This window comes from Streptococcus cristatus (assembly GCF_008369405.1).
Lineage (GTDB): Bacteria > Bacillota > Bacilli > Lactobacillales > Streptococcaceae > Streptococcus > Streptococcus cristatus_G.
In genome coordinates, this window is record NZ_VSJJ01000002.1 from 35,930 (window position 1) to 59,285 (window position 23,356).

Annotated in this window: 20 protein-coding genes; 19 read left to right on the top strand and 1 reads right to left on the bottom strand. The window is 42.2% G+C overall.

Going from position 1 to position 23,356, the window contains the following annotated elements:
- Positions 1-72: 72 nt before the first annotated feature.
- From FXF62_RS03105 to rpsD, 16 genes are all read left to right on the top strand, one after another.
- Positions 73-1,695 (top strand): ATP-binding cassette domain-containing protein, encoded by a 1,623-nt coding sequence (locus FXF62_RS03105; protein ID WP_015606072.1) that lies wholly within the window; start codon positions 73-75, stop codon positions 1,693-1,695.
- A gap of 75 nt (positions 1,696-1,770) precedes the next feature.
- Positions 1,771-4,365 (top strand): YfhO family protein, encoded by a 2,595-nt coding sequence (locus tag FXF62_RS03110; RefSeq protein WP_149517598.1) that lies wholly within the window; start codon positions 1,771-1,773, stop codon positions 4,363-4,365.
- Between the two features lie 144 nt (positions 4,366-4,509).
- The gene (apf, locus tag FXF62_RS03115; RefSeq protein ID WP_149517599.1) at positions 4,510-5,046 is read left to right on the top strand and encodes an aggregation-promoting factor; all 537 of its coding nucleotides are present in this window, start codon (positions 4,510-4,512) and stop codon (positions 5,044-5,046) included.
- Between the two features lie 258 nt (positions 5,047-5,304).
- On the top strand, positions 5,305-6,450 hold the full coding sequence (gene mnmA / locus FXF62_RS03120) for a tRNA 2-thiouridine(34) synthase MnmA (RefSeq protein ID WP_262881580.1): 1,146 nt from the start codon (positions 5,305-5,307) through the stop codon (positions 6,448-6,450).
- Between the two features lie 21 nt (positions 6,451-6,471).
- Complete coding sequence (locus tag FXF62_RS03125) at positions 6,472-6,903, top strand: SseB family protein (RefSeq protein ID WP_149517601.1); 432 nt, start codon at positions 6,472-6,474, stop codon at positions 6,901-6,903.
- A 146-nt stretch (positions 6,904-7,049) separates the two neighbouring features.
- Positions 7,050-8,960, top strand: a complete 1,911-nt coding sequence (gene mnmG, locus FXF62_RS03130; RefSeq protein WP_149517602.1) for a tRNA uridine-5-carboxymethylaminomethyl(34) synthesis enzyme MnmG — start codon at positions 7,050-7,052, stop codon at positions 8,958-8,960.
- Between the two features lie 288 nt (positions 8,961-9,248).
- A complete protein-coding gene (locus tag FXF62_RS03135; protein ID WP_187984218.1) occupies positions 9,249-11,234 on the top strand; it encodes a DHH family phosphoesterase in 1,986 nt (661 codons plus the stop codon).
- A 1-nt stretch (position 11,235) separates the two neighbouring features.
- Complete coding sequence (gene rplI / locus FXF62_RS03140; RefSeq protein WP_125373170.1) at positions 11,236-11,688, top strand: 50S ribosomal protein L9; 453 nt, start codon at positions 11,236-11,238, stop codon at positions 11,686-11,688.
- 26 nt (positions 11,689-11,714) lie between these two features.
- Complete coding sequence (dnaB, locus tag FXF62_RS03145; RefSeq protein ID WP_015606064.1) at positions 11,715-13,070, top strand: replicative DNA helicase; 1,356 nt, start codon at positions 11,715-11,717, stop codon at positions 13,068-13,070.
- A 1-nt stretch (position 13,071) separates the two neighbouring features.
- Entirely contained in the window at positions 13,072-13,350 is a 279-nt protein-coding gene (locus tag FXF62_RS03150) for a Veg family protein (protein WP_149517603.1), read from the top strand.
- 202 nt (positions 13,351-13,552) lie between these two features.
- Positions 13,553-14,176: an HAD family hydrolase gene (locus FXF62_RS03155; RefSeq protein WP_187984225.1), complete on the top strand. Its 624-nt coding sequence runs from the start codon at positions 13,553-13,555 to the stop codon at positions 14,174-14,176.
- Positions 14,177-14,580: 404 nt separating this feature from the next.
- Positions 14,581-14,871, top strand: coding sequence for a thiamine-binding protein (locus FXF62_RS03160; protein WP_045499954.1), 291 nt, complete (start codon positions 14,581-14,583; stop codon positions 14,869-14,871).
- Positions 14,834-15,586, top strand: a complete 753-nt coding sequence (locus FXF62_RS03165; protein ID WP_149517604.1) for an ABC transporter permease — start codon at positions 14,834-14,836, stop codon at positions 15,584-15,586. The genes FXF62_RS03160 and FXF62_RS03165 overlap by 38 nt, the downstream gene beginning before the upstream one ends.
- A gap of 42 nt (positions 15,587-15,628) precedes the next feature.
- Complete coding sequence (locus tag FXF62_RS03170) at positions 15,629-16,627, top strand: ABC transporter substrate-binding protein (protein WP_187984219.1); 999 nt, start codon at positions 15,629-15,631, stop codon at positions 16,625-16,627.
- A complete protein-coding gene (locus FXF62_RS03175) occupies positions 16,627-17,349 on the top strand; it encodes an ABC transporter ATP-binding protein (RefSeq protein WP_149517606.1) in 723 nt (240 codons plus the stop codon). The genes FXF62_RS03170 and FXF62_RS03175 overlap by 1 nt, the downstream gene beginning before the upstream one ends.
- A 408-nt stretch (positions 17,350-17,757) precedes the next feature.
- On the top strand, positions 17,758-18,369 hold the full coding sequence (gene rpsD, locus FXF62_RS03185; protein ID WP_037614998.1) for a 30S ribosomal protein S4: 612 nt from the start codon (positions 17,758-17,760) through the stop codon (positions 18,367-18,369).
- Between the two features lie 255 nt (positions 18,370-18,624).
- Here the strand turns inward: rpsD and FXF62_RS03195 are convergent, their stop codons facing one another.
- Positions 18,625-19,155 carry a TetR/AcrR family transcriptional regulator gene (locus FXF62_RS03195; RefSeq protein WP_149517607.1) on the bottom strand — a complete coding sequence of 177 codons (531 nt, stop codon included), beginning with the start codon at positions 19,153-19,155 and terminating at the stop codon, positions 18,625-18,627.
- A 141-nt stretch (positions 19,156-19,296) separates the two neighbouring features.
- On the opposite strand from FXF62_RS03195, the gene FXF62_RS03200 reads away from it, so the two are divergent.
- From FXF62_RS03200 to FXF62_RS03210, 3 genes are all read left to right on the top strand, one after another.
- Entirely contained in the window at positions 19,297-21,696 is a 2,400-nt protein-coding gene (locus tag FXF62_RS03200; RefSeq protein ID WP_149517608.1) for a YhgE/Pip domain-containing protein, read from the top strand.
- A gap of 251 nt (positions 21,697-21,947) precedes the next feature.
- Positions 21,948-22,673, top strand: a complete 726-nt coding sequence (locus tag FXF62_RS03205) for a polyphosphate polymerase domain-containing protein (protein ID WP_149517609.1) — start codon at positions 21,948-21,950, stop codon at positions 22,671-22,673.
- Positions 22,666-23,346: a DUF4956 domain-containing protein gene (locus FXF62_RS03210; RefSeq protein WP_149517610.1), complete on the top strand. Its 681-nt coding sequence runs from the start codon at positions 22,666-22,668 to the stop codon at positions 23,344-23,346. Before FXF62_RS03205 ends, FXF62_RS03210 begins: the two co-directional genes overlap by 8 nt.
- The last annotated feature ends 10 nt before the right edge of the window (positions 23,347-23,356 follow it).

The window sequence follows — 23,356 nt, forward strand, 5'->3', positions numbered from 1 at the left end:
ATCCTATAATAATTTGAAAAAAGAAGAATTTTCTAGTAAAATGTAAGGGATTATATATATAGGAGAAAATCATTGCTTACAGTATCTGATGTGTCACTGCGTTTCAGTGATCGAAAATTATTTGATGAAGTAAATATTAAATTTACAGAAGGAAACACTTATGGCCTGATTGGGGCGAATGGTGCGGGTAAGTCCACCTTCTTGAAAATTTTAGCTGGAGATATTGAGCCGACGACAGGCCATGTTTCTTTGGGGCCAGATGAGCGACTTTCTGTTTTGCGTCAAAATCACTTTGACTATGAGGATGAGCGGGCCATTGATGTTGTTATCATGGGGAATGAGCACCTTTACAATATCATGAAGGAAAAAGATGCCATCTATATGAAGCCTGACTTTTCTGACGAGGATGGGGTTCGAGCGGCTGAGCTGGAAGGTGAATTTGCTGAGTTGGGTGGCTGGGAAGCTGAAAGTGAAGCTTCTCAATTGTTACAAAATCTCAATATTCCAGAAGACTTGCATTACCAAAATATGAGTGAACTGACGAACGGAGACAAGGTCAAAGTTCTTCTTGCCAAGGCTCTTTTTGGTAAACCTGATGTCTTGCTTCTAGACGAGCCGACCAATGGTTTGGATATTCAATCCATTACTTGGTTGGAAGATTTCTTGATTGACTTTGACAATACAGTTATTGTCGTATCCCACGACCGTCACTTCTTAAATAAGGTTTGTACCCACATGGCTGACCTTGATTTTGGTAAGATCAAACTTTATGTCGGAAACTATGATTTCTGGAAAGAATCAAGTGAATTGGCAGCTAAGTTGCTCGCTGACCGAAATGCTAAGGCGGAAGAAAAAATCAAGCAATTGCAAGAGTTTGTGGCTCGCTTCTCAGCCAATGCTTCCAAGTCTAAACAGGCAACATCTCGTAAAAAGATGCTGGATAAGATTGAATTGGAAGAAATTGTTCCGTCAAGTCGGAAATATCCATTTATCAGCTTTAAAGCGGAGCGTGAAATCGGGAACGATCTCTTGACAGTAGAAAATCTTTCTGTCAAGATTGATGGCGAGACTATTCTTGACAATATCAGCTTTATCCTGCGCCCTGGCGATAAGACGGCTTTGATTGGACAAAATGATATCCAGACAACTGCCTTGATTCGTGCCTTGATGGGAGATATCGACTATGAAGGAACTGTCAAGTGGGGCGTTACAACCAGTCGTTCTTATTTGCCAAAAGATAATTCTCGCGACTTTGCGGGCGGTGAATCTATTCTTGATTGGCTCCGTCAATTTGCGAGCAAGGAAGAAGATGATAATACTTTCCTTCGCGGTTTCTTGGGTCGGATGCTCTTCTCTGGCGATGAGGTTAACAAGTCTGTCAACGTCTTGTCAGGTGGAGAAAAAGTTCGTGTCATGCTATCTAAGCTCATGCTTCTCAAGTCAAATGTTTTGGTCTTGGACGATCCTACTAATCACTTGGATCTGGAATCTATTTCTAGTCTGAATGATGGTTTGAAGAACTTTAAAGAGTCGATCATTTTTGCCAGCCATGACCATGAGTTTATTCAAACCTTGGCCAACCATATCATCGTTCTCTCAAAAAATGGTGTGATTGACCGCATTGACGAAACTTATGATGAATTTTTGGAAAATCAAGAAGTTCAGGCAAAAGTCAAAGAACTTTGGAAAGATTAATAAGTTGTCAACATAAGTTGACAGAGGTTTACAGAGGCATGAAACAACGTTTCGGCCTCTTTCTCTATAAGAAACATGGAAAAAATCAGATATTTTTTTAAGAAAAATTGGCTTTATTTGGCTTCCTTCATCTTACCTTTTCTCATTATGTGTTTCGTTTATCTGAGTCAAGGTATTTACTGGGGAAGCGATACTTCGCCGTTACTTGGAGACGGCTTCCATCAGTATGTCGTATTTGATACGACCTTGAGGAATATCCTTCATGGAACGGATAGTCTTTTTTACACGTTTTCAAGTGGATTAGGACAAAATTTTTATGCCCTATCCAGCTATTATCTAGGAAGTTTCCTTTCCCCCTTCGTCTACTTTTTCGATTTAAAATCAATGCCGGATGCGGTCTACTTATTTACTCTTATCAAGTTTGGCTTGATTGGCTTGACAACTTGTATCGGTATTAAAGGGATCTTTAAAAAAATTCCAGAAACACTAATCTTGATTCTGTCAATTTCCTTTGCCTTGATGAGTTTCTCAGTCAGTCAACTAGAAATTAAAACTTGGTTAGATGTATTTGTATTGGTACCCCTTATCATCTTTGGTTTACATAAGTTGATGAATGGACAAGGGAGAGTTTTATACTTTACAAGCTTGTCAATTCTCTTTATCCAAAATTATTATTTTGGTTACATGATGGCTCTGTTTTTAGTTCTTTGGTATCTCGTTCAGCTTTCTTGGGACTTTAAGGCTAGGATTCGGTCTTTCCCTGATTTTGCTATCGTGTCAATATTAGCAGGGCTTACTAGTCTAATTATGATTTTGCCGACTTATCTAGATCTGAGTTCACATGGTGAGACCTTGACAAAGGTTGAGGGTTTGTTTACTGAGAAAAGTTGGTATCTAGATATTTTTGCTAAAAATTTTATAGGAAGTTTTGACACAACTAAGTATGGCTCTATCCCTATGATTTATGTTGGTCTATTTCCTCTTATTTTAAGTATCTTATTTTTCACGATAAAAAGTATTAAGCTTCGCGTGAAACTGGCCTACATTTTGTTGATTGGCATTTTTATAGTGAGCTTCCGACTGCAGTATTTGGATTTACTCTGGCAGGGAATGCATGCGCCAAATATGTTTTTACATCGCTATTCTTGGCTCTTTTCTCTTCTTATCATTTTGATGGCTGCAGAAACGCTCAATCGTTTGGAGGAAGTTAAATGGTGGCAAGTATTCCTTAGCTTTCTGCTTATTTATTTTGGTTTTCTAGCCACCTTATACTATAGTAAACGCTATGATTTTCTTGGTCCTGAAAATTATATTTTTACTTTAGAGTTTTTCTTTGCCTATCTCTTAATTAGCTTTGCTTTTATTCGTTGTCACGTTAGGCAGAGTATGTTTACATTATCTTTACTATTTTTTGTGGTTTTTGAGCTTGCTTTAAACTCATATTATCAGGTTGATGGGATTGCTAAAGAATGGGTCTTTGCAAGTCGTTCGTCCTATTCGAAAAAGATGAACGAAATTGACAGCCTTGTCAAGTATAGTAAGAAAGAAAACAGAGATTTCTTTCGAACAGAGAGGCTTGATCCTCAGACTGGGAATGACAGTATGAAATTTAATTATAATGGAATTTCTCAATTTTCATCAGTCAGAAATACGCAAGCTAGCTCGACTTTAGATAAATTAGGATTTAAATCGGTAGGAACGAATCTCAATCTCCGCTATCAAAATAATACTATTTTGATGGATAGCATCTTTGCTGTAAAGTATAATTTGTCTGAAACAGACCCACAGAAATTTGGTTTTTCTGCAGAGAAGACTGAGCGGTCAATGACACTGTATGAAAATAATTATGCTTTAGGCTTGGCTTTCTTAACCAATGATCTTTACAAAGATGTCAAGTTTACAAATTTGACACTTGACAATCAAACAGCCTTTTTAAATCAATTATCAGGTTTGAATCATAAATATTATGAGCGGATTTCTATAATTGATAATGAGGAAGAGACTGAAGGAAAAGTAACTGCAAGCATTGAAAATGACAGTCAATTAAGTTATGCTAGCATAACCTATACAATTGAGGTAGCTGCAGGTAGTCAAGTCTATGTCAACCTTTCAGATCTTGATTTTTCAAACGATAATCAAACGGATGTCAATATCACTGTAAATGGAATCACGAATCGTTACTCAACTCATAATGTTTTTCCATTTTTGAATATTGGATATTTTAAGGAAGCACAGACGGTTTCTATCCAATTTTCTTTTCCAGAGAATCGGACTGTGACTTTTAACCAGCCAGAATTTTTCTCCGTGGATGTGAATAAATATCAGCAGTTAATAAGTAAATTGAAAGAACAAGAAGTTTCTGTGACGACAAAATCCAATATGGTAACGGTTGATTATCATGCAGATAGAGACAGTTCTCTCTTTTTCACCATTCCTTATGATAAGGGCTGGACGGCTAGTGTGAATGGCAAGAAGGTTCCGTTAAAACGTGCGCAAAATGGTTTTATGAAACTTGATGTGGGTAGAGGAGCGGGTAGAGTTACTCTATCATTTATTCCAAGGGGATTAAAGGAAGGTACAGTAGCCTTCATTTTCGGTATAGTTCTATTTTTCTTCTACGATAGAGTTCGATTTAAATGGAGCAAAAAACATAGAAATAGTTCGGGATAGCTTTTAAACTATCAAAAAAGTTTAGAATATATGTCTGTTTTTACAAGTTCTTCAATAGTCTGTAATATAATTCATCAAAGTAATAAGATTCTGTAATACTTTTGCTTTAGGATAGATATATCACAGAAAAGGAGAATTCTAAACATGAATTTGTATTTTAAAAATAGAATGATGAAAGCAGGCTTACTCAGTTTGATGGCAGGAGCTGCTGTTTTGCTTCCGATTGTAGCCAATGCAGAAAGCTATACTGTCAAGTCAGATGATACCTTGTCCGCGATTGCTGCTTCTCATCAGACGACTGTTGACAAGATTGCGCAAAAAAACAAGATTAGCAATATCAATCTGATTAGTGTTGGCCAGGTTTTAGAACTGGACGATGATGTATCTGAGCAAATGACTGTTGAAAAATCAGATAAGGCTGAGCAATCTACTGTAAACCCAAGTTCTGGCTTGAGTGCTGAGGATGCAGAATCCAAGGAGTGGATTGCTCAAAAAGAATCCAGTGGCAGTTATACAGCGCAAAATGGGCAATACTATGGTCGCTATCAGTTGACCATCACCTATCTAAATGGAGATTTGTCATCAGAAAATCAAGAGAAGACAGCAGATGCTTATGTAGCAGGTCGCTATGGCTCATGGTCGGCTGCTAAAAATTTCTGGTTAGCAAATGGCTGGTATTAAAACTTTATTTAGAAATATGTCTATAGGGACTGGAATTTGCATTCTAGTTCCTTTTTTATAATTATTAGTACACTTTTGTTTGGAATATGATGTTTTGCATCAAGGTATTTACAATACTGTAAACTTACTTGATAACTTGAAATACTCATCAGATTGGCCAAAGGTTATTCGTTGTTCTCCTTGCTAAATCATGCTATAATAGACCTTGCTCAAGCGACCTTCAATCGTTGAAAGCACAGCACGACCTTCAATCGTGAAATAACGAAAAGATGGGAGAACACAATGAGTGATAACTCTAAGACTCGTGTCGTCGTTGGTATGAGCGGAGGGGTCGATTCATCAGTAACTGCTTTACTCTTGAAAGAGCAAGGTTATGATGTAATTGGCATCTTCATGAAAAACTGGGACGATACAGATGAATTTGGTGTCTGCACAGCTACGGAAGACTACAAGGATGTAGCTGCTGTTGCAGATCAGATTGGCATTCCTTACTACTCTGTCAACTTTGAAAAAGAGTATTGGGATCGCGTTTTTGAATACTTCTTGGCAGAATACAGAGCTGGTAGGACTCCAAATCCAGATGTCATGTGTAACAAGGAAATCAAGTTCAAGGCCTTTTTGGACTATGCCATGACCTTGGGGGCAGACTATGTGGCGACTGGGCACTATGCCCGTGTGGCGCGTGATGAGGATGGCATTGTTCATATGCTTCGTGGTGTGGACAATGGCAAAGACCAGACCTATTTCCTCAGCCAACTTTCGCAAGAACAACTGCAAAAGACTATGTTTCCTCTGGGTCATTTAGAAAAGTCAGAAGTTCGAGCGATTGCTGAAAGAGCCGGCTTAGCTACTGCTAAGAAAAAAGATTCGACCGGCATTTGCTTCATTGGTGAGAAGAATTTTAAAGAATTTCTGAGTCAATATTTACCAGCCCAGCCTGGTCGCATGATGACCTTGGAAGGCCGAGATATGGGCCAGCATGCTGGGTTGATGTATTATACCATTGGCCAGCGGGGGGGTCTTGGAATTGGTGGTCAGCAGGGCGGTGACAACGAGCCTTGGTTTGTAGTCGGAAAAGACCTCAGCCAAAATATTCTTTATGTCGGTCAAGGATTTTATCATGACAACTTAATGTCAACTAGCCTTGACGCTAGTCAGGTTCATTTCACCAAAGAAATGCCAGAAGAATTTATTATGGAGTGTACAGCTAAGTTCCGTTATCGTCAGCCAGATTCCAAAGTGACAGTTACTGTAAAGGGTGACAAGGCAGTTGTCAACTTCGATCAACCACAAAGGGCAGTTACTCCAGGTCAAGCAGTCGTTTTCTATAATGGAGATGAGTGCCTAGGTGGAGGATTGATTGACAGAGCTTATAAAAATGGTCAAGTCTTGCAGTACATTTAAGTAACTACGAGAGGAGCGAGGATGTTTCATTTTTTTAAGAAAAAGACTGGTAAGAAGGACGGACTTGAAACTCTTTCTGACTATAAGAAGCAGTATTTGGCTGAGAAAACGACAGAATCTATAGAGGCACTATTTAAGGTATTAAAGCAATCTAAGGTTTGGGTTCCCTTCAATGCTTATCTAATGGATGAGAGCGAAGGTCAAGAAGGTGTTCGCCTAAAACCCGATATTCTGCAAAAGGGAGATGATTATTTTTATCCCTGTTTCTCAAACGAGCAAGAGATTCCAAAAGAATACTATGATCGCTTTTCTTGGTTGCAACTGCCTGTCACAGATTGTTTGTTTGCAGCAGAAGGCAGAGGGAGATTTTCATTAAGAGGGATTGTCCTGGATGCATTCTCTGAATCTGTCGAGATTGATAAAGAAGCTTTTGAAGCGATTCGCCAATCTTAGTTGCTTTAGATTGACAATTTCGCTCAATTTGCTACAATAAGATAAGCAATACCTATGATGGTCAAAGCTCATGGATGTTGCAGGCTTTTTTGTCCTGCACTTCTAGAGACTTGGCCTTTTTTGGTGAAAAAATGAAGGAAAAAGAAATGACACACAATTTTACTGAAAGTTATGATATTGTCGTGATTGGAGCAGGGCACGCTGGAGTTGAGGCGTCTCTGGCTGCCAGTCGTATGGGATGTAAAGTTTTGCTAGCAACTATAAATATTGAGATGCTGGCTTTTATGCCCTGCAATCCCTCTATTGGAGGGTCTGCAAAAGGCATTGTCGTTCGTGAAGTAGATGCTTTGGGCGGGGAGATGGCTAAGAATATTGACAAGAGCTATATCCAGATGAAAATGCTCAATACTGGCAAAGGACCTGCAGTTCGTGCTCTTAGAGCGCAAGCGGATAAAGAGCTCTATTCTAAAGAAATGCGCAAGACTGTTGAAAATCAAGAAAATCTGACCCTGCGACAAACCATGATTAATGAAATCTTGGTTGAAGATGGTAAAGTAATTGGTGTTAAAACAGCGACGCAACAGGAATATGCAGCTAAAGCTGTCGTTGTTACCACTGGAACAGCCTTGCGGGGAGAAATCATCATTGGTGATCTCAAGTATTCATCTGGTCCAAACCATAGCTTGGCAGCCATTCCTTTAGCAGATAATCTGCGCGATCTAGGTTTTGAAATTGGCCGTTTTAAAACCGGAACGCCTCCACGTGTTAAGGCATCGTCGATCAATTATGATGTAACCGAGATTCAGCCAGGAGACGAAAAAGCCAATCATTTTTCATACACCTCTCGTGATGAGGACTATGTGAAAGATCAAGTTCCTTGCTGGTTGACTTATACCAATGCCGAAAGTCATGAAATTATCCAAAATAACCTGCACCGTGCTCCTATGTTTTCAGGTATCGTTAAAGGAGTAGGGCCACGTTATTGTCCGTCTATTGAGGATAAGATCGTCCGTTTTGCGGATAAGGAACGCCACCAGCTTTTCTTAGAGCCTGAGGGTCGTGATACAGAAGAAGTTTATGTGCAGGGGTTGTCAACTAGTTTGCCAGAAGATGTACAAAAAGAATTGGTTCACTCTATCAAGGGTCTAGAAAATGCTGAGATGATGCGGACAGGCTATGCCATTGAGTATGATATGATCATGCCTCACCAGTTGCGGGCAACCTTGGAAACCAAGAAAATTTCAGGGCTCTTTACAGCGGGTCAGACCAATGGAACGTCTGGTTATGAAGAAGCAGCGGGTCAAGGGATTATCGCTGGGATTAATGCGGCTTTGAAGATCCAAGGGAAGCCAGAGTTAATCTTGAAGCGCAGTGATGGTTACATTGGAGTCATGATTGATGATTTGGTGACTAAAGGGACTGTAGAACCTTACCGACTCTTGACCAGTCGAGCTGAGTACCGTTTGATTCTCCGCCATGACAATGCCGATATGCGTTTGACAGAGATAGGACGAAAAATTGGTCTTGTGGATGATGAGCGCTGGGCTCGTTTCGAGATTAAAAAGAATCAATTTGACAACGAGATGAAGCGTTTGGAATCGATCAAGCTAAAACCTGTCAAGGAAACAAATGCTAAGGTAGAAGCGCTAGGCTTTAAGCCTCTGACAGATGCAGTAACCGCCAAAGAATTTATGCGGCGTCCGGAAGTATCTTACCAGGATGTGGTTCAGTTCATTGGTCCAGCTGCAGAAGAGCTTGATGACAAGATTATCGAGCTACTTGAGACAGAGATTAAGTATGAAGGCTATATTTCTAAAGCACTTGATCAAGTTGAAAAAATGAAGCGCATGGAAGAGAAGCGGATTCCAGCAAATATTGACTGGGATGATATTGACTCGATTGCGACAGAAGCGCGGCAGAAGTTTAAGAAAATCAATCCAGAAACGATTGGTCAGGCAAGCCGTATTTCGGGTGTCAATCCAGCAGATATTTCTATTTTAATGGTTTACCTAGAAGGCAAGTCTAGAAGTATTTCTAAAAACAAAGCAAAATCATAGCCATATTAACGTACTATCTTATTGATAGTGCTTTTTTGTATAATTTACAGAACTGTAAACACATGTTTACAAAAACCTCTTTCTATGTAGAGAAATATTTACAACTACTGTCAACTTTTTGTTTGATAAATTTTACAAGATTTACAAATCTTGTAAAATGATTGTGAATGCTTAATTTGAGAATAGATCCGGGATTTGAGTCTTTCTTGCTTTACAAGTATCCAAGGACAGTGAAAACTCGCTTTTTTTAAGAAAATATGGTAAAATGGCGCAATAAGAGGTTTTTTAATGAAAAGAATTCGTTTTTCCCCGAGCTACTTTGCGATAGTGGGGTTTACTTCCTTTATCATATTAGCTATTTGTCTACGCCTTTTTGGTGATAGTTTGCCTATGCTGGTGTCTCTTTTCATAGTGCTGGTGCTCTTGGTTTGGCTATTTATACAGCAGCAAAGAGTGACCGAATTGGACGAGCTTGAGCAGATTCGCTATGTCAATCATCAAGCAGAGGGAAGTTTAGCTTCTTTGTTGGTTAAGATGCCAGTTGGTGTGATTAAAATCAATGAAAATAGTGGAGATGTGGACTGGTTCAATCCTTATGCTGAATTGATTTTTACAACGGATGATGGGGAACTAAATAGCAATCTCCTGCAGGAAATTATTCACATTGCTGCTTCACAAGCGGGTAGTTATGCAACAGTGGGGGATAATCAATATTCTGTTTATTTTGATTCAGCTTCTAGCGTCCTGTATTTTTTTGATGCATCAAATGAGTATGAAGCGACAGTTGGACTAGTGACAACGCGGCCAGTTATCGGTATCGTTTCGGTTGACAATTATGACGACTTGGAAGATGCCGTTTCAGACTCGGACATCAGCCATGTCAATAGTTTTGTTGCCAATTTTGTTGCAGAGTTTTCTGATCAATTTCACATGTTTTACCGTCGGGTGGGGATGGATCGCTATTATCTATTTACGGATTATACGGTTTTGGAACAACTGATGGATAGTAAATTTTCGATTATTGACCAATTTCGGACAGAAGCTAAGAATCGAAAACTTCCTTTGACGCTTAGTATGGGCTTTTCTTACGGGGATGGCAAGCATGATGAAATTGGTAAGACCGCGCTCCTCAATCTTAACCTAGCTGAGGTTCGGGGTGGTGACCAAGCGGTTGTCAAAGAGAATGATGAGACCAAGAATCCAGTTTACTTCGGTGGTGGAACGGCTGCATCTGTCAAGCGTACGCGTACGCGTACTAGAGCCATGATGACAGCTATTTCGGATAAAATCAAGAGCGTGGATCAGGTGTTTGTGGTTGGCCACCGCAATCTTGACATGGATGCTTTAGGCTCTGCTGTTGGTATGCAGCTTTTTGCCAGCAATATCATTGAAAAAGCTTATGTTGTGTATGATGACCAACAGATGGGCTCAGACATCTATCGCTCCATTCAAAAATTGACGTCGGAAGGCGCTGATTATCTTTTGTCGATTTCGGAAGCTATGAACCGAGTGACCAGTCGTTCGCTCTTGATAATGGTGGACCACTCGAAGCTAGCTTTAACACTTTCAAGGGAATTATTTGACCGATTTAGCCAGACGATTGTGGTGGATCATCACCGCCGCGATGAGGATTTCCCTGAAAATGCAGTTATCGCCTATATCGAAAGTGGCGCAAGCAGTGCCAGTGAATTGGTAACGGAGCTCATTCAGTTTCAAAATTCCAAGAAGAATCGCCTGAATAAAATTCAAGCCAGCCTGCTCATGGCCGGGATTATGCTGGATACCAAGAAGTTCACTTCCAGAGTGACGAGCCGAACCTTTGATGTAGCCAGTTATTTGAGAGCTAGAGGCAGTGACAGTGTAGTCATTCAGGATATTTCTTCGACGAATTTTGAAGAGTATCGAGCAGTCAATGAGCTGATTTTGACTGGTAAGAAGCTTTTGCCAAATGTGATTGTAGCAGCGGGTCCTGAAAATGCCAGCTATGATACAGTCGTCATTAGTAAGGCAGCTGACACCATGCTTGCCATGTCGGGCATTGAAGCAACATTTGTAGTCAGCAGAAATACTGAGGGTTACGTATCCATTTCAGCTCGTAGTCGCAGCAAGATCAATGTCCAGCGGATTATGGAGAAAATGGGCGGTGGCGGCCACTTTAATCTAGCAGCAGCGCAAGTCAGCGATCAAACGGTTTCTGAAGTCACCCAGCGTCTAAATCAAGAGATTATGGATCAAGTGATGGATAATGAAGAATCACTAGAAAAGGAGAAATAAAATGAAAGTTATTTTTTTAGCAGATGTAAAAGGAAAAGGGAAAAAAGGGGAAATCAAGGAAGTGCCTACTGGCTACGCTCAAAATTTCCTGATTAAGAAAAATCTGGCTAAGGAAGCCAATGCACAAGCTATCGGTGAGCTGAGAGGAAAGCAAAAATCTCAGGAAAAGGCTCATGCAGAGATGGTGGCAGAAGCACAAGCCATTAAAGCTAAGTTGGAAGAAGAAGCAACGGTTGTTGCTTTTACAGAGAAAGTTGGACCAGACGGACGGACTTTCGGTTCGATTACCAACAAGAAAATTGCTGATGAACTACAAAAGCAATTTGGCCTAAAAATTGACAAACGGAATATCAAGGTTGATTCTCCCATTCGTTCGATTGGTCTGATTGATGTTCCTGTAAAGATTTACCAAGATGTGACAGGTGTGATTCGCCTGCGGGTTACTGAAGGGTAGAAAGGGAATAAAGGAAGGATTCACCTATGGCAGAGATTGATGAGTTGCGAGCTCAGCCTCAAGATATTTTAGCAGAACAGTCTGTACTAGGGGCCATTTTCATCGATGAGAGCAAACTGGTCTTTGTCCGTGAATATATTGAGCCTGGGGATTTCTTTAAATATGCCCATCGGCTGATTTTTAAGGCCATGATTGACTTGGCGGATCGTGGGGATGCTATCGATGCGACCACTGTCCGCAATATTTTGGATAGCCAAGGAGACTTGCAGAATATTGGCGGTTTGAGCTATCTGGTGGAGGTCGTTAACTCTGTACCGACTTCTGCCAATGCAGAGTACTATGCCAAGATCGTTTCTGAAAAAGCAATCTTGCGTCGGCTGATTTCGCGTTTGACGGAATCCATCAACCAAGCTTATGATGGTGAGAGACCATCCGAGGAAATCATTGCGGGTGCGGAAAAGGCCTTGATTGATGTCAGCGAAACGGCCAGCCGTAGCGGTTTTAAAACAATCCAGGATATTCTAAATCTTAACTTCGCTAGTCTGGAAGCTCGTTCTCAGCAAACTACTGATATTACAGGGATTGCGACGGGTTACCGTGAGCTGGATAAGATGACGACTGGCTTGCACGAAGAAGAGTTAATCATCCTAGCTGCTCGTCCTGCGGTCGGAAAGACGGCCTTTGCCCTCAATATCGCTCAGAATATCGGGACCAAGCTGGATAAGACGGTGGCTATCTTCTCCCTAGAAATGGGGGCAGAGAGTCTGGTGGACCGGATGCTGGCTTCAGAAGGGGTGATTAATTCTCACTCTATTCGTACGGGGCAACTGACAGATGAAGAGTGGCAGAAATATACCATTGCGACAGCTAATCTGGCCAATGCTAGTATTTATATTGATGATACGCCAGGGATTCGGATTACAGAGATTCGTTCGCGAGCTCGTAAGTTGTCTCAGGAGACAGGCAATCTTGGCCTGATTTTGATTGACTACCTGCAATTGATTACAGGAACGGGTCGTGAAAACCGCCAGCAGGAAGTTTCGGAAATTTCCCGCCAGCTTAAGATTTTGGCGAAGGAGCTCAAAGTGCCGGTTATTGCGCTGAGTCAGCTCTCGCGTGGCGTGGAGCAGCGGCAGGATAAGCGACCAGTGCTGTCTGATATTCGGGAGTCTGGATCTATTGAGCAGGATGCGGATATCGTAGCCTTTCTTTATCGGGATGACTATTATGAGCGGGCCGGTGAGGAAGAGGAAGGCATTCCGAATAATAAGGTCGAAGTCATTATTGAGAAAAACCGGAGCGGAGCGCGTGGTACGGTTGAGCTGATTTTCCAAAAAGAATATAATAAGTTTTCAAGTATTTCTAAAAGAGAGGATGTATAGTATGAGTGATGCATTTAAGGATGTAGCAAAAATGAAGAAAATCAAGGAGGACATCAAGGCACATGAGGGGCAGATAGTAGAAATGACTCTGGAAAATGGTCGCAAGCGCCAAAAAAGTAAACAGGGCCGCTTGATTGAAGTTTACCCTTCTTTATTTATTGTTGAATATGCAAATGAAGGGGGACAACCAGGTGAAATTACGAACACCTATGTGGAATCTTACACTTATTCAGATATTTTGACAGAGAAAAATTTAATTCGTTATTTTGACCAAGAATAACATGTAATTCCAGAACTTTGTATTGCTTTCTAGAGTTGGGTAAAAAGTCCCAACTTTAAGGAACAGTTCATTTCTGGGATTTTTTCTTAGCCTAAACATGCTATACTAGAGATAGTCAAGGTAGGTTGGAATGGCAGATTTGCAGTGGCATGAGCTAGAACTTACGAAAGCTTCTATAAAAGGAAAAGTGCTGGTGAAAGAAATGATAAAAAACTTGGTTTTTGACTTAGGAAATGTCTTGATTGAATGGAATTCTGAGAAAATATTGACCTCTTTTGAACCTGAGAAAGAGCGGCGACAGCTTCTTAGACAGGTCATTTTTGAGTCGGGTGTCTGGCATCAAACAGACAAGGGAGAGCTGAGTTTGAAAGAAGCCTGTGACGAAGGGCTAGCTCAGCTGGATGATTCGTATCATTCTGCCGTTCAGAATATCTTCTACAATTGGTATGAGGTTGTGGAGGTTTACAGTGGTTTACAGGAGCAGATTCGGCTGTGGGCTGAGCAAGGCTATCGCATTTACATCCTGTCAACTACTTGCGAGATTTTTTACCGTATTGAAAAAGCTGGTTTGCTACCCATCTATCCACTGCTGTCAGGCTATATTCTCTCCTCAGAAGTCGGGGTTGTCAAGCCAGAGCTAGAGATTTATCAAAAACTGCTGAAAAAATACGGGATTGAGCCGACAGAGTCCGTTTTCATTGACGACATTCAGGCTAACTTGGATATGGCAGCTGAATTGGGATTTGAAACCATCTTAGCTAAAAGAGAGGGCGACAACGTCCTAGCTATGCAGAACTTGCTACAAGAAAAAGGCGCATATAGATAGCTGATTAACTGCTAAAATGTCTGGCAAGCTTGGAGCTATACAGACCAAAATCTTGACTTTTTTAGAGGGTTAGGCTATCATAAAAACATATATGGGAGTCTGTGTACAGTCTGAGAGGAAGTGTAAGCTTCGACCGCACCTGATCTGGGTAATGCCAGCGTAGGGAATTGTATTTGTAAAGACCTTGTGGTTTTGCTAAAATGGAGAGTCATTCGCCAAGTTAGTTTACTGATGCATGCAACACCTTTTCCATATTGGAGAAGGTGTTTTTGTATGGAAAGCAAAGTGTTTATAAAGGGAGCTTGCTGTCTTTTTGTTTAAATGCCAAGTTATTTTCTTGTGACTTTTAATCCGATCTGCATACATTATTCTCAGATGAAGCATGAAAGTAAGGAGGTGAAGAGATGAAAGCCAGTATCGCTTTACAAATTCTTCCTTTGTCACATGATGTGAATCGTTTGGCAGTCATAGAGGAAGTGATTGAGTTTTTGCAAAAACAGCCAGTGAAGATGGTCGTGACGCCTTTTGAGACCGTTCTAGAAGGGGAATGGGAGACCTTATTTCCTATTCTGCAGCAGGCGATTGAGCTTGCAGGCACTCAGGCAGACAATGTTTTTGCGAATGTGAAAATAAACTATGGAAAGATTTTAAGTATTGATGAAAAACTTGAAAAATATCCTGCGGCAGCAGATTAGCCTTTTGGGTATGCTGGGAATCCTTGTCATCTGGCAGGTTATGGGCTGGCTCAAGCTCTTGCCCAAGTTTATCCTGCCGACACCTCTGGAGATCGGTCAGGCCTTTATCAGAGATGCTGGCTTTCTAGCAAGTCATAGCTGGGCCACCTTAAAAGTAGCCTTGCTGGGGTTAGTCTTGGGCGTCATCTTGGCTTGTATACTAGCTATACTCATGGACAGCATGAGCTGGCTCAATGATCTGATTTATCCCATGATGGTCGTGGTGCAGACGATTCCGACCATTGCTTTGGCGCCAATTCTGGTTCTCTGGATGGGTTATGGTATTTTGCCCAAGATTGTGCTCATTATTCTGACGACGACTTTTCCGATTATCGTCAGTATTCTGGATGGTTTTCGGCATTGTGACCGGGATACTCTGACGCTCTTTGAGCTTATGCAGGCCAATCGCTGGCAGATTCTCTGGCATTTTAAGATTCCAGCTAGTTTGCCCTATTTTTATGCGGGCTTGCGCGTCAGTGTATCCTATGCCTTTATCACGACCGTGGTTTCCGAATGGCTGGGCGGTTTCGAAGGTTTGGGTGTTTACATGATTCAGTCCAAGAAACTTTTCCAGTACGACACCATGTTTGCTATCATCATATTGGTTTCGGTCATCAGCCTCCTAGGGATGAAGTTGGTGGCTGTCAGTGAAAAATATGTTATCAAGTGGAAATAGGAGCTCAGCTCTGCTATTTCCAAAAAAGAAAAGAGGATTATAATGAAAAAAACTTATAAAATGTTGCTGGCAGGTTTGGCTGCCGTGTCTATCTTTGGCCTAGCGGCTTGTGGTAAGTCAGGCTCAGAGTCTGCTAGTAAGGATAAAAAGATTGATTTTATCCTAGACTGGTCACCTAACACCAACCATACCGGTCTTTATGTGGCTCAGGAAAAGGGCTACTTCAAGGAAGCAGGTGTGGATGTGGATATCAAATTACCGCCTGAAGATAGCAGTTCGGATTTGATTATCAACGGCAAGGCACCTTTTGGTATCTATTTCCAGGACTCTATGGCCAAAAAACTGGATAAGGGCGCAGAAATCACAGCTGTCGCAGCTATTGTAGAGCATAATACTTCGGGCATTATTTCTAAGAAGTCTGCAGGGATTACAGGTCCTAAGGATCTGGCTGGCAAGAAATACGGTACTTGGAATGACCCTGTGGAGCTAGGCATGCTCAAAACCTTGGTCGAAAGCCAAGGCGGTCAGTTTGATGAGGTGGAAAAGGTTCCCAACAACGATTCCAACTCAATTACGCCGATTGAAAATGGCTTGTTTGATGCAGCATGGATTTACCATGGCTGGGACGGCATCATGGCTCAGACTCAGGGCATGGATACCAATTTCTTTTATATGAAGGACTATGTCAAGGAGTTTGACTATTATTCTCCAGTCATCATTGCCAATAATGACTATCTCAAGAAGAATCCGGACGAGGCGAAAAAGGTCCTGCAAGCTATCAAAAAAGGCTATCAATATGCTATGGAGCACCCTGAAGAAGCGGCGGATATTTTAATCAAGCATGCGCCAGAATTGAAAAACAAGCGCGACTTTGTCTTGGCTTCGCAAAAATATCTGTCTGAGCAATATGCATCGGATAAGGATAAGTGGGGTCAGTTTGAGGCTAGCCGCTGGAATGCCTTTTACAAATGGACCAAGGACAATGGCATCGTGAACAATGACTTGAGTGACAAGGGATTTAGCAACGATTATATAAAATAATGACAGAAATTAAACTTGAAAATGTAAGCTATGCTTATGATGAGCAGCAGATTTTGAAAGGTATTAGCCTAGAGGTAGAAGCTGGACAAGTAGTGGCAATCTTGGGGCCTAGTGGCGTTGGGAAAACGACTCTTTTTAACCTCATTGCTGGGATTTTGGAGGTCCAGTCGGGTAGGATTGTCCTAGACGGGCAGGAAAATCCCAAGGGTCGGGTAAGTTATATGCTGCAGAAGGACTTGCTGCTGGAGCATAAGACGGTGCTGGGCAATGTCATCTTGCCCCTCCTCATCCGAAAAGTATCCAAAAAGGAAGCGACGGAGCAGGCAAGTCGGATTTTGAAGGAGTTTGGGCTCTTTGATGTGGCAGACAAGTATCCACATGAACTGAGCGGGGGGATGCGGCAGCGCGTGGCTCTGCTACGGACTTATATGTTCGGCCATAAGTTATTTCTTCTGGACGAGGCCTTTAGTGCTCTGGATGAGCTGACCAAGATGGAGCTGCACGCTTGGTATCTGGATATTCATCGTAGGCTGGGTCTGACGACTCTTCTCATCACGCATAGCATTGAGGAAGCTCTCGCTCTCAGTGACCGTATCTACATTCTGAAAAATCGCCCTGGGCAAATTGTTGCAGATCTCCAATTGACTTGGTCAGACAGCGAGGATAAAGAACTGCAGAAGCTGCGATACAAGCAGGAGATTTTGAAACTTTTAGGTTTGTGAGTTTCCTTGTTTTCTAAAAATGATTTTAGAGAGTGGGAAAGAAATCGGTAATTCGTTAGAATTCGATTTCGTCGTTCCACCTCCGCACAGTTGAGTAGGGCTGTAAAAGCTGATGAAATCAGCGTAATAGAGCCCACTCAACCACTGCGTCTTGCTCGACAATCCAAAAACAATTGAGGGGCTAGGACTTTTGTCCCAGCCCTTTTTTTGTTTATTCCCCTTTACTTTTTCTTTTGTTCATGGTACAATAGCCTTTGTGTGAAATAGCAGCAGGAAAGCATGAAGCTCGTCAACAGGTGTCTTATGACAAGTAACCTTGGCTGTTTAGGCGAAGGGCATCTGCACGAATCAGGGCTCTCTAAGTGACTATTTCCACCGAAATATTATTTATATCAGGAGGACATACATATGTCACGTTATACAGGACCATCTTGGAAACAAGCTCGTCGCCTTGGCCTTTCACTTACAGGTACAGGTAAAGAATTGGCACGTCGTAACTACGTACCAGGACAACACGGACCAAACAACCGTTCTAAATTGTCAGAATACGGTTTGCAATTGGCTGAAAAACAAAAACTTCGTTTCACTTACGGTGTAGGTGAAAAACAATTCCGTAACTTGTTCGTACAAGCTACAAAAATCAAAGGCGGAATCCTTGGTTTCAACTTCATGCTTCTTTTGGAACGTCGTTTGGACAACGTTGTTTACCGTCTTGGTCTTGCGACTACTCGCCGTCAAGCTCGTCAATTCGTAAACCACGGTCACATCCTTGTTGACGGCAAACGCGTTGATATCCCATCATACCGCGTAACTCCAGGTCAAGTGATCTCAGTCCGTGAAAAATCATTGAAAGTTCCTGCAATCCTTGAAGCTGTTGAAGCAACTCTTGGACGTCCAGCATTCGTATCATTTGATGCTGAAAAATTGGAAGGTTCATTGACTCGCTTGCCAGAACGCGACGAAATCAACCCAGAAATCAACGAAGCGCTTATCGTCGAATTCTACAACCAAAAACTTTAATTTCTATTGGAAATTTATTCAGAAGCCGTTTTCGGCTTCTTTTTTATTCGATTAAGAAAAAGGAGGCTGGGACATCTTGTCCCAGCCTCTCGATTGTCTTTGGATTGTCGAGCAAGACGCAGTGGTTGAGTGGGCTCTACTAGGCTGATTTCATCAGCTTTTACAGCCCTACTCAACTGTGCGGAGGTGGGACAACGAAATCGAATTCTAACGAATTACCGATTTCTGTCTCACTCTCTCTTTAGTTGTTAAATTTTATAGCATCTTTAAAAGGAGATCAGCCATTTGTTCAGGGCTTTCTTTACTGCCTCGGGCGATCCACATTTGGTAGACGCCAAAGAAAGCATTAACGAGGTAGACGATGCCGTATTCCTTTTCGATTTGATTGAAAGCTTTGTTTCGAAACCGTTCTTGTAGGATTTGGGAAAGCAAGGATTGGAGCTTATGACGGAGGAAATTTTGGATTTCTCTAGTGCCGTTTTCCGTCAAGAGGGCAGCCAGAAGGGGCTCTTGGGTCAGGAATTGAAAGACCTCTGTGATAGCGACTGCGATATCTTCTTGATGATGTTCAAAGATATATTCTAGTTGATGAAAGAGCCCTTGCTGATAGCGTTCAATCATATCATATTTATCCTTGTAGTGGGTATAAAAGCTACTGCGACTGATGCCAGCAGCTCTGGCCAATTCGACTGTTGTAATGTGGTCAAAAGACTCCTTCTGCAATAATTCAACCATGGCCTTCTCAATGATGGCCTTGGTTTTTTTACGTTTATTACTTTCTGTCATTTCAATCTTTCCTTTATTATTGAATTGCACAAAATTAGACAAGGTGTACAAAAATTGATTTTTCTGCTTGCCTTAATTTTTTTATTGTGTATAATCTATTATATCAAATTTTTAGACAAGGTGTATAAAAAAGGAGAAAAGATGTTTAAAGAATGGAAAGCTATCTTCAAAAAACCGAAGATTATGGTGGTCATGCTGGGAGTTGCCTTGATTCCAGCCTTGTATAATGTGATCTTTTTGAGTTCCATGTGGGATCCGTATGGCAAACTTTCTGATTTGCCAGTAGCGGTGGTCAATCAGGATCAAAAGGCGAGCTTGTATGGACAAGACCTGTCCATTGGGTCAGACATGGTCCAAGATATGAAGAAAAATGCAGCGCTGGATTTTCATTTTGTGGATGCGGATCAGGCAGAGAAGGGACTGGAAAAGGGCGACTATTATATGGTTGTGACTCTTCCCAAGGATCTGTCAGCCAATGCGGCTAGTATCTTGAGCAATCAGCCCAAGCAAGTCACGATTCACTATCAAACATCCAGTGGCCATAGTTTTATCGCTAGTAAAATGAGCGATTCTGCCATGACTTCGATGAAGCAGTCGGTCAGTCAGAAGATCACGAACAGCTATGTGACAAGCCTTTTTGCGAGTATGGACAAGCTAAAAGGTGGACTTGGAACAGCCGCAGATGGGACAGCTAAATTGGCTGAAGGCAGTCAGGAATTGGCAAACGGCAGCCAAAAACTGTCTACTAACTTGGAAAGTCTAGCTCAGTCCAGCCTCACTTTCTCAGATGGAGCCACAGCGCTGTCAACTGGTCTGGTAGCATATACAAATGGAGTGGCTCAGATCAATGCCGGCTTGCCGACTTTTACTAGCAAGATGACGGAATATACAAATGGAGTTGGGCAGCTTTCAGCTGGTGCCAGTCAATTAACCGCTCAGTCACAAACTTTACTGAATGGAACTAACCAACTGACCGGCAATTCACAGGAATTAGTCGCTGGTGTGGAGCGTCTAAATAGTGGTTTGGCAGAACTGCAATCATCCGTTAATAGCAGTGTTACTGCTAATCAAGAAAAGGTTGCTCAGTTGACGACAGGTCTAGATCAGCTCAATACAGCTATTCAGAATGCCACATCGGGAACGAGCCTGCCAACGGAAACAATTGCGGCTTCTCTCACGACGATTGCGACCAATGCCCAGTCTTTGGCAAGTAGTGCGCAAAGTGATCGGGCGGCAGCCGTGGCCGCTTTAGAAGGCACAGCTGCTTACCAAAAGCTTTCTGCCAGTGAGCAAGAAGAACTAAAAGCAGCTCTAGCAGGTGGCACGGATTCTAGCAGCAGTGCGGCGGCAGCCATTGTACAGGAAGTCCAAGCTATCCAAACAAATCTCCAAGGTTTGCAAACAGCTAGCAGTCAGGCAAGTCAGCTGTCGGCAGCAGCCAATCAAGTCCTGCCAGGTGCTTCAGCTATGATTAATGGTCTCTACGGTGGTCTAGGTCAGGTAAATGAAGCTCTGTCCTCTGCCAGCACTGGTTCAGCGACCCTTTCTCAAGGCATTACGGCTTATACAGGTGGCCTTTCTCAAGTAGCTCAGGGAGTAGCAGCTTATACTGCAGGGGTTGATCAGCTTTCTCAAGGAGCGGCTAATCTAGCGAGCCATAATGACCAAGTGACTTCAGGAATCGGTCAAATCAGCTCAGGCCTCTCTCAATTAAATGATAAATCCTCAACTTTGGTCACAGGGATGCAAACATTATCTACGGGTGCTATTCAAATGGCGGATGGTTCTCAGCAGTTAGCGGCTGGTGGTCTTACCTTGAACAGTGGGCTGGGAGATTTATCAATCGGTGCTCAGACTCTAAATACAGGCTTGACGGATGCCAAGGGTCAATTGTCCGATCTTTCAGTGACAGAGGACAATGCAGCTGCCTTGGCTGGTCCTGTCGAGCTGAAAAAGACAGATAAAGATCAGGTTGGTAAAAATGGTGTTGGTATGGCTCCCTACATGATTTCTGTTGCTCTTTTTGTAGCGGCGATTTCAACCAATGTTATTTTCGGCACGCTCCCTTCTGGCCAAGTTCCAGCTTCTCGCAAAGCTTGGCTCAAGGCTCGTCTGGAGGTCAATGGCTTGATTTCTGTTTTAGCTGGTATCTTAGTTTATGGAGCGGTTCATTTGATTGGCCTTGAGGCCAACTACGAATGGATGACGCTGGCCTTGACTGTTTTAGCCAGCATGGCCTTTATGGCGGTTGTGACGACTCTGGTCACTTGGGATAGTAAGGTCGGGGCCTTTATCTCCTTAATCCTCTTGCTCCTGCAACTTGCTTCCAGCGCTGGTACTTATCCGCTACCCCTGACGGCGGAAATCTTCCAAATGCTCAATCCAATCTTGCCGATGAGCTATGCGGTGTCAGGACTTCGGGAAACGATCTCGATGAATGGTCAGATCGGTGGCCAGCTAGCCTTCTTGACCGCGGCTTTACTGCTTTTCATGGCCTTAGGAACAATAGCTTATCGTCCTGATAAGAAAGAAATCATTTAAGATAGAGAAGAGCGCAGACTATTTCTCTACGAAAGGAACAACTTGGTTTTGTGAACAGAACCAAGTTTTTTTGTTTCACGTGAAACAGTCGTGAAACAACAGAGAATTTTATTGTATAGATTTTCTCCACAAGTCTATTTTATTCGGTATGGAAATAATAATGTTTTGTTTTCTTTAAGTTTTCTTTAGCCTTCCTTTAAGTTTTCATCCGTAAAATGGCTCTAGTTACAAGAAAGACAAGGGGAGAATCCATGGCTAAAAAAACATTTAAAGATAAATTTCAACGATTTGAAACCAAATACATTATTTCCAAAGAAACTTTGGCCGATTTATTGACCGAGTTTGAAGGCCATCTGGTGGAGGATGAGCATGCTTATTCGACCATCAACAATCTTTACTACGACACCCCGACCTATCAAATGATTCGTGAGTCTTTAGAAAAGCCGTATTTTAAAGAAAAATTGCGCGTGCGGACCTACGATGAAAATCCAAGAGAAGACAGTCAAGTCTTTTTGGAAATCAAGAAAAAAGTGCGTAAAATTGTCTACAAACGCCGCATTTCGACAGATTTAGTCGCTGCAGAGGCTTACTTGGAGGGCGATCACAGTAAGATTGAAGATTGTCAGATTCGTGAGGAAATCGACTGGCTGAGTCAGCGCTACGGTGGCCTGCAGCCCATGATGTATATCTACTACAATCGTTATTCTATGAAGGGGATTGAGGATCCCAATGTTCGGATTACCATTGACCACGATTTGACCTACCGCAATTATGATTTGAGCCTCTTGCATGGTCATTACGGAGAAAATCTTCTGCCGGATCATCATGTGATTATGGAAGTCAAGGTGCCAGGAGCCTATCCGCTCTGGCTGAGTGAGATTTTGGATTGCCATCAGGTCTTCCCAAGCTCCTTTTCCAAATACGGGGTTGCCTACAAGAAAACGACAGACTATAAAGGAGTTGTAAATCATGCTTAATCACTTATTTTATGATATTTTTACCGATACGGCCGTAGATCCGGCCATGATGATGCTGGCAATCGGAGTGTCCTTGCTTTTGGGCTTGGTCGTTGCCAAGGTTTACCAGTTTAAGACAGTTTACAGCAAATCCTTTGTGATGAGTTTGGCGCTTTTACCGACCTTGATTGCAATTGTAATCTTCTTAGTCAATGGAAGTCTAGGAGCAGGGGTTGCTGTCATGGGGGCCTTCAGCTTGATTCGTTTCCGTTCCGCACCAGGAGGGGCAAAGGAGCTGGTGTCCATTTTCTTGGTCATGACAATCGGGATTGCCATCGGAATGGGCTATCTGGTCTTTGCGACCGTCTTTACCCTCATCATGTCGCTCGTCATGCTGTTGCTTGAGGTGGTTAATTTTGGTCAGATGAAGCATTCCATGCGCCAGCTGACTGTCGTCATACCAGAAAGTCTGGATTATGAGAGCATTTTTGATGATATTTTCAGCAAAGCTACCAATCATGTTGAACTGGCTAATGTCAAAACCTCTGATATGGGAAGTTTGTTCAAGCTTAAATACATCATTCAGCTGAATGGTCGAATGACCGAAAAAGAACTCATCGATGCCCTACGCACGCGCAATGGCAACCTAGAGATTGCTATCAGTCGCTACATTACGAAAGAAAATGAATTATAATATCTAGAAA